Source organism: Cellvibrio sp. (genome assembly GCF_053579595.1).
Genome location: NZ_JBRFPI010000198.1, coordinates 1 through 8,334 on the forward strand (window position 1 = coordinate 1; position 8,334 = coordinate 8,334).

Sequence of the window (8,334 nt, forward strand, 5' to 3'; positions counted from 1 at the left end):
CAGCAGAGCGATCGCCTTTCTGGGGCTCATTGAGATAGGCACTAACTGCTGTCGTCGCTGCAGGGCGACTGGGTGCCTTTACCGATGCCGGTCGTGGTTGAATGGGGCCTAGATATACCATAGGGATTCCTGTTGCGTCTAAATACTCACGCTGCAGTCAATTTATCGGCAGAGTATTGGATTTCTTTAACCTTAAAACCAATAACAACATATTTCTGGCTCTCAGGTCACATTTTAACCAAGACGTTATTTCAACCCCCACGTAGAAATCAATGCCATTGCTGGCGCGTTATCCAACATAAAAACTCTTGACTGAAACACTGGTTTTTTTTAATAATCCGGCTCACGAAGGGGAGTAGTTATCACCGCGCAGGTCGTCAATACGAGTCAAAGCTCCGGTCGCGCGGGCAAGAGAACATCTTGTAAACGAGACCTTTGTCGCAATGACAAAGGCTTTCGTACATTCCTGATTTGCCCGTCATTGTGTCAATTAAACTGACCTTGATGGAGCTTCCATGATAAATATCCTTACTTTTTCGTCTCTCTCCGGCACACCGCCCACACAAGCCCTTACCGATGCAACCAGCTCGTTTCAATCTATCGGCACCTGGTGGATGTGGCTGGCATTTTTCGCGATTGTGCTAGTTGTACTCGCGATTGATTTGATTTTTGTCGGCGGCGGAAAGCAACACCGCGTCTCGCTCAAAGAAGCTGCCAGCTGGTCGCTCGTGTGGGTGGGGCTGGCATTAAGCTTTGGCGCAGGCCTGTGGTTTTATCTGGATGCCAACTACACCCGCGAATTTGCCACCAGCAAAACATTGGAATACCTCACCGGTTACTTGATTGAAAAATCACTTGCGGTAGATAACGTGTTTGTTTGGCTAATGTTATTTAATTTTTTTGCCATTCCGTTTGAACTGCAAAAACGTGTGCTCACCTACGGTGTTTTGGGCGCGATTATTTTACGCACCATAATGATCTTCGCCGGTGTCTGGTTGCTCGCGCATTTTCACTGGTTACTCTATGTATTCGGCGCATTCCTGCTAATCACCGGTATCAAAATGTGGTGGATGGCAGACAAGGAAATGGACCTCAACAACAACCCCATACTCAATTGGCTAAAACGCCATTTTGCGATCAGCGATCATTTGGACGGTGAACGTTTTTTTGTGATAGTAAATGGGGTGAAGTTAATGACTCCTCTCTTCCTGGTATTAATTATGGTGGAAATTTCAGATGTAATTTTCGCTGTTGATTCAATCCCAGCAATTTTTGCGATTACGTCTGATCCGTTTATCGTTCTGACATCAAACATTTTTGCCATTCTCGGGTTAAGAGCCATGTACTTTTTGCTGGCAGATATGGCCGATAGATTTACCTACATTAAGTATGGACTGTCATTGGTGTTGGTATTTATCGGTATTAAAATGTTGTTGATTGATATTTATAAAATTCCGACTGGAATTTCGCTCGCAACAGTTGCATTGCTAATCGGCGGCTCCGCTCTTATCTCCTGGATAAAAACCAAACCTTCCAATTCGGCATCGCAGTAATAAAAAAAGCCTCCCTCGTTGTGCGAGGGAGGCTTTCAAATATCCCCTTATTTTTAGGGAGGCAGTGCTTAACTTAAATACCAGGTTCAAACCATTTTAAACTATCGTGTAACCTCACAACCTCTCCAACGATAAACAGCGTGGGGGCATGCACATCATTTGCGGCAACCACATCAGCAATCGACGCTAAATCAGAAATCAATACCCGCTGCTCCTGTGTAGTTCCCTTTTCAATCAAAGCTACAGGTGTAGTCGATACACGGCCATGACTGATCAAGGATTCACAAATCTCTTTTAATCCTACCAAGCCCATGTAAAACACCAGTGTTTGGGTTGGATTGGCTAACTCTGGCCACTGCAAGTTTGTGTTGTCAGATTTTAAGTGCCCTGTAACAAAACGCACTGACTGTGCGTAGTCACGATGCGTTAGCGGAATGCCTGCGTAAGCCGAGCAACCCGATGCCGCTGTAATACCCGGCACCACTTGAAAGGGAATATTATTTTGCGCGAGCAATTCAATCTCTTCACCGCCGCGCCCAAAAATAAATGGGTCCCCCCCTTTTAAGCGCAACACACGCTTACCTTGTTTGGCGAGATAAACCAACAGCTGATTGATATTTTCCTGTTCCATCGCATGTTCACTGCGGCGTTTTCCAACATAAATTCGCTCAGCATCGCGGCGCACTAATTCCATCACACCATCAGACACCAAACGGTCATAGAGCACCACATCAGCTTGCTGCATTAAACGCAATGCGCGCAGTGTTAATAATTCAGGATCACCCGGACCGCCGCCGACCAAATAGACTTCACCTTGGGTAATAGTCTGATCATCTCTCGCAATTTCGTTTGCAATAATGTTTTCTGCTGCTTCTTCCTGACCATTTAATGCAAGTTCAGCGGCAGGGCCTTGCAGAATTTTTTCCCAAAACCGGCGGCGACTATCGCTATCATCAAAACGTGCTTTGACGCGATCGCGCCAACTGCTGGCGATTTGTGCAAGGCGGCCATAGCTGGTGGGAATCAAGGTTTCCAATTTCGCGCGAATCAAGCGTGCAAGCACGGGTGATTCACCGCCACTGGAAATGGCAATCACGAGGGGCGAGCGATCAATAATAGCAGGAGTAATATAGGTACAAAGCGCAGGGCTATCAACCACATTGACCGGCAGATTGCGCGCTTTGGCATCGGCAGAAATTTGTTCATTGAGCGATTCAATATCCGTTGCGGCAATCGCGATGACGCAATCATTTAAATCGCTGGACTGATATTCACGCTCACGCAACTCGCCATTGTTTTGCGCCACCAATTCGCGCAGCTCAGTGGAAATTTCCGGCGCAACCACACGTAAACGCGCACCCGCTTTGGAAAGCAAACGACCTTTGCGCGTTGCGATATCACCGCCGCCTACTAACAAGCAGAGGCGGTTTTTTAAATCGAGAAAGACGGGGAAATATTCCATAATAATTCCATAACAACGGCATCGAAAAATATATAGTCCAACAACAGCAGTTGTTGAAATTTTTTCAATAAAAAAGGTGGGTATCGCATAGCTCCACCCACCCTAAAATCAACGAATCCGCAGAATATGGGCGGAGCCCAGTTAATGTTACTTTTTAACTGGCACCAGCACTTCAGTGCCACCCATATAAGGACGCAACACTTCCGGAACAATAACGCTGCCATCTGCTTGCTGATAATTTTCCATTACGGCGAGCAAGGTGCGGCCGATAGCTAAACCAGAACCGTTTAACGTGTGCAGCAATTCAGGTTTGCCGGTTTCTTTGTTGCGGTAGCGAGCCATCATGCGCCGCGCCTGGAAATCGCGGAAACTGCTGCAGGATGAAATCTCGCGGTATTTATTTTGTGAAGGAACCCAGACTTCGATGTCGTAGGTTTTGGCAGAAGAAAAACCAATATCACCGCCACACAATATTACCGTGCGGTGTGGCAAACCGAGTTTCTGCAAAATCGTTTCCGCATGACCAACCAGTGCTTCCAGCGCCGCATCGGATTCTTCTGGACGTACAAATTTAACCAGCTCTACTTTTTCGAACTGATGCTGGCGAATCATGCCACGGGTATCGCGACCATAGCTGCCCGCTTCGGAACGGAAACAAGGTGAGTGGCAGACCAATTTAATCGGCAGTTGGGCCTCATCGATAATTTCGTTGCGATAAATATTGGTAACCGGCACTTCTGCCGTTGGGATTAAATAGAACTCCCGGTCATCAGTCAGTTTGAATAAATCTTCTTCGAATTTCGGCAGTTGGCCAGTACCAAAAAGTGAATCGCGATTCACAATAAAAGGGACATTAACTTCTTCGTAGCCATGTTGGTTGATATGCGTATCCAACATAAATTGAGCCAGCGCGCGATGCAGACGTGCAACACCGCCGCGTAACACCGCAAAACGAGTGCCAGTAATTTTGGTGCCGGTTTCAAAATCCAAACCAGCGAGGTTTGCACCGAGATCAACGTGATCAACAATGGGGAATTCGAAGCTGCGTGGAGTGCCCCAAGTGCGCACTTCTACGTTATCGTCTTCGCTTTTTCCGTTCGGCACTTCGTCTGCTGGAATATTAGGAATCGCATTGACAAACTCATCCCACTCAGCCTGAACTTTGGCCAACTCTACTTCCGCAGTAGCCAATTCTTGTTTGATGTTTTCTACTGCCTGCATCATAGGAGCAACATCTTCACCGGCTTGTTTGGCTTTGCCGATACCTTTGGAAATAGAGTTGCGTTCGCTTTGTAAATTTTCTGTTTTAATTTGAATCGCTTTGCGGGTTTCTTCCAACGCCTGAATTTTGGCAACATCTAATTCATAGCCACGTTTGGCCAAACCCTGGGCTACCTGTTCGGTAGCGGTGCGAAGTAATTTTGAATCTAACATGATGAGTAATTTTCTGTATTAAAGTTAAAAATGTTATCCGTAGCCCGTATGGAGCCTAGCGGAATACGGGGAGTAATTGCCAACAAAAACCCCGCATTTCGTTAAACTCCATGCGGGCTACAATCTAAAAAAACTTTTGAGTTAATGCCATACCAACAAAGGCCATCAACAAACCCAGAACCACCGAGCTGCTGGCATACACAAGCGCATTGAATACATGCCCTTCTTGCCACAGCTGTAAAATTTCCAACGAGAAAGCTGAGAAAGTGGTGAAGCCGCCTAAAATTCCGGTGATAAAAAACAATCGCCACTCTGTGGGCAAAGTGGTTTTTTCTACCAGGAGTACATAAGCAACACCGATTAAAAACGACCCGACAATGTTCACCACAAACGTGCCGAACGGAAAACGGTAATTCAGCAGCGGCGTTAAATAACCCACGGCAGCAAATCTGAGTACAGACCCAAGAGCACCACCTAATGCGATTGCTAACCACTGCATATTATTTTCCGGGCGATTTTTTGTAACGTTTCTTTTTACTTTGTTTATCAAGCTCGCGCAGGTGCGCGAGTTTTTCCTGGATTTTTAATTCCAATCCGCGCTCCACCGGTTGGTAATAGCGCGCTTGGGCAATGTCTTCCGGTAGATAATTTTCACCCGCTGCATAAGCGCCCGGCTCGTCATGGGCGTAGCGATATTCGGCACCGTAATCCATGCTTTTCATAAGCTTGGTCGGGGCATTGCGTAAATGCATGGGAACATCGTAAGCCGGTTGGCTGCGCACGTCGGCCATCACTTGGTTGAACGCATTATACACAGCATTACTTTTGGGTGCGCAGGCCAAATAAACCACGGCTTGGGCGATAGCTAACTGCCCTTCCGGACTGCCCAAACGCTCTTGCACATCCCACGCGGACAAACACAGCGGCAGCGCGCGCGGGTCGGCATTGCCTATATCTTCGCTTGCCATACGCACTACACGGCGGGCGATGTAAAGTGGATCGCAGCCGCCGTCGAGCATTCTCGCCAGCCAATACAAGGCGCCGTCTGGTGAAGAGCCTCGCACAGATTTATGCAGCGCCGAAATTTGCTCGTAGAAAATATCGCCGCCTTTATCGAAGCGACGAACATCAGAGGCCAGTACTTCGGTGATGACTTGCGCGTTGATGACTTTATGGTCGCCCTCTTCTTCGGCGAGATCAGCAGAAATTTCCAGCAAGTTAAGCGCTTTGCGTGCATCGCCATCGGCTGCTTGTGCAAGCGTCATCAGGGTATCGTCATCAATGCGAATATTGTGTCCGCCCAGGCCGCGCTCTCTATCGTCGAGCGCCTGCAGCAATACATCTCTTAACTGTTCTGGTTGCAAGCCGCGTAACACATATACACGACAGCGTGAAAGCAATGCGTTATTTAATTCGAACGAGGGATTTTCCGTTGTGGCGCCGATAAAAATAAAAGTGCCGTCTTCCACATAAGGCAGGAATGCATCCTGCTGGAATTTATTAAAGCGATGCACTTCATCGACAAATAAAATCGTTTTACGGCGACTGGAAATTCGCTCTTGTTGTGCGCTGGCGACAGCTGCACGAATTTCCTTTACACCGGACAACACCGCTGACAAAGATTCAAACCGGGCATCGGCTTGCTCGGCAAATAATTTGGCGAGCGAGGTTTTACCAACACCCGGCGGCCCCCACAAAATCATCGAGTGTAATTGGCCTCGAGTGATGGCTTCACGCAGGGGTTTTCCGGCGCTGAGCAAATGCTCCTGACCGATATAATCGTCAAGGTTGCGCGGGCGCATACGCGCCGCGAGCGGTTGATAAGCTGGTGCAGAGGAACCAAAAAGATCCATGACGCGCTTAATCTTTCAAAATTTCGACGCCCTCCGGCGGTTGAAAAAAGAACTTTTCTTCCGGCAGGGTTTTGTTGCGCTGCACATTGGTTAATACGCAGCGGGTGAGTTGGCCGAGGCTATCTTGAATCGCAAACTCGGTAAGCTGATTCGCTTTAAATACCAACGTTAAATGTTGGAACATGCCATCGGTGACTTTGGGAGTCAGCGTATATTTTTCAGCAGACGTGTCTTTTTCATCGCGGGTGACGGTAAAACTTTTGCGCAATTGTTCGATATCAGAACTCAACAATAACGCAGGCGTTTCGCGCAGGTCGTCGGTGAAGGCGCGCTCGTTGACAGTTTCAAGATCCGGGTCGTAGAGCCAAATCGTTTTGTTGTTGGATACCAGCAGTTGTTGCATGGGTTCCAGGGTTTTCCAATAAAACTTGCCGGGGCGCATCAGCATAAAATTGCCACTGCTGGTTTCTTGCTCGGCACCTTTTTTATCGTAGGTGGTTTGTACAAAATCGCCCTGCAAGGTGTTCATTGCATCGAGTTGTTTGCGCAATTGTGCGGCGGCTTGGTCGTCGGCAGCATGGACGACAACGGAAGCTACTAATAAACAGCTAGTCAAAAAACGGGAAAACATCTTCATAAAAAATCCGGATATGAGTTTTGGTTGTGTGCACTATCGCACTACAGTAGATCCTAGCGAGTAGCGATGAACCTGAGATAAACAGTTCAGTTGATAAAAAATAATACGCTAATCGCGCCCACCGCCGACCAACACCTCGCGGTTGCCGTTATGGCCGGCGGAGGAAACCACGCCTGCCGCTTCCATGGTTTCAATCAAGCGCGCGGCGCGGTTGTAGCCGATGCGCAATTTGCGCTGCACCGAGGAAATCGAAGCCTTGCGCGATTCAATCACAAACTGCACTGCCTCATCGTAAAGTGCATCGGTTTCGCCGTCGCTATCTTCACCACCTTCGCTAGGTAAGCCAGGTACGGGAATCGAATTGTTGTCATCATCGGTGATGCCGTCGATATATTGCGGTGCACCGCGTTTTTTCCAGTCAGCCACCACTTTATGCACTTCATGGTCATCCACAAAAGCGCCGTGAACACGGATAGGTACGCTGGTTCCTGATGGCAGATAGAGCATATCGCCATGGCCCAGCAATTGGTCTGCCCCACCCTGATCAAGGATGGTACGCGAGTCAATTTTGGACGATACCTGGAACGCAATGCGCGTAGGCACGTTGGCCTTAATCAAACCGGTGATGATATCGACAGAAGGACGCTGGGTAGCGAGGATCAAATGGATACCCGCCGCACGGGCTTTTTGCGCTATACGGGCGATCAGCTGCTCCACTTTTTTCTTATCGACAATCATCATCATGTCGGCGAATTCGTCGATCACCACCACGATAAACGGTAATTCTGCCAAATCCGGTGCCGTCGCCACTTCGGCACCCGGGTCAAAATTCTCTTCCGGCTTGAACAGTGGATCTTTAATCGGTTCGCCCGCTTTAACTGCATCCTCAACCTTGCGGTTATAACCGGCGAGATTGCGCACGCCCAGCGCGGACATGAGTTTATAGCGGCGCTCCATCTCACCCACACACCAACGCAGACCGTTAGAGGCATCTTTCATATCGGTGATAACCGGGGTGAGCAAATGCGGGATGCCTTCATAGACCGAAAGCTCCAGCATTTTGGGGTCTACCAATATCAGGCGCACTTCTTTAGGAGTGGATTTGTACAGCAGACTGAGCAACATCACGTTGACGCCTACGGACTTACCCGAACCGGTCGTACCGGCCACCAGCAAGTGCGGCATTTTGGCGAGGTCAGCAACAATCGGCTCGCCGGAAATATCGTGCCCTAATGCCATGGTCAGTGGCGATTTAGCGTTATCGTAGACTTCAGAAGAAAGCACCTCGGACAACCGCACCATCTCGCGATGCGCATTGGGGATTTCGATACCCATTACCGATTTACCAGGAATCACTTCCACCACCCGCACCGATACCACCGCGAGTGAACGCGC

The 8,334-nt window shown here is 48.6% G+C and carries 7 protein-coding genes; 1 reads left to right on the forward strand and 6 read right to left on the reverse strand.

Features of this window, described 5'->3' with window-relative positions:
- Window positions 1-515 precede the first annotated feature (515 nt).
- On the forward strand, window positions 516-1,553 hold the full coding sequence (locus ACWA6V_RS12890; RefSeq protein WP_449522871.1) for a TerC family protein: 1,038 nt from the start codon (window positions 516-518) through the stop codon (window positions 1,551-1,553).
- Window positions 1,554-1,626: 73 nt separating this feature from the next.
- Here ACWA6V_RS12890 and cysG read toward each other — a convergent pair whose 3' ends face one another.
- The 6 genes from cysG to ACWA6V_RS12920 form a co-directional block, all read right to left on the reverse strand.
- Entirely contained in the window at window positions 1,627-3,015 is a 1,389-nt protein-coding gene (gene cysG / locus ACWA6V_RS12895) for a siroheme synthase CysG (protein WP_449522872.1), read from the reverse strand.
- A gap of 147 nt (window positions 3,016-3,162) precedes the next feature.
- A complete protein-coding gene (serS, locus tag ACWA6V_RS12900) occupies window positions 3,163-4,449 on the reverse strand; it encodes a serine--tRNA ligase (RefSeq protein WP_449522873.1) in 1,287 nt (428 codons plus the stop codon).
- 124 nt (window positions 4,450-4,573) lie between these two features.
- Complete coding sequence (crcB, locus tag ACWA6V_RS12905) at window positions 4,574-4,948, reverse strand: fluoride efflux transporter CrcB (RefSeq protein ID WP_449522874.1); 375 nt, start codon at window positions 4,946-4,948, stop codon at window positions 4,574-4,576.
- A gap of 1 nt (window position 4,949) precedes the next feature.
- Window positions 4,950-6,302 carry a replication-associated recombination protein A gene (locus tag ACWA6V_RS12910; protein ID WP_449522875.1) on the reverse strand — a complete coding sequence of 451 codons (1,353 nt, stop codon included), beginning with the start codon at window positions 6,300-6,302 and terminating at the stop codon, window positions 4,950-4,952.
- A 7-nt stretch (window positions 6,303-6,309) separates the two neighbouring features.
- Window positions 6,310-6,939: an outer membrane lipoprotein chaperone LolA gene (gene lolA / locus ACWA6V_RS12915; protein ID WP_310073693.1), complete on the reverse strand. Its 630-nt coding sequence runs from the start codon at window positions 6,937-6,939 to the stop codon at window positions 6,310-6,312.
- Window positions 6,940-7,047: 108 nt separating this feature from the next.
- The coding region (locus ACWA6V_RS12920) for a DNA translocase FtsK (protein WP_449522876.1) at window positions 7,048-8,334 on the reverse strand (1,287 nt) is incomplete at its 5' end.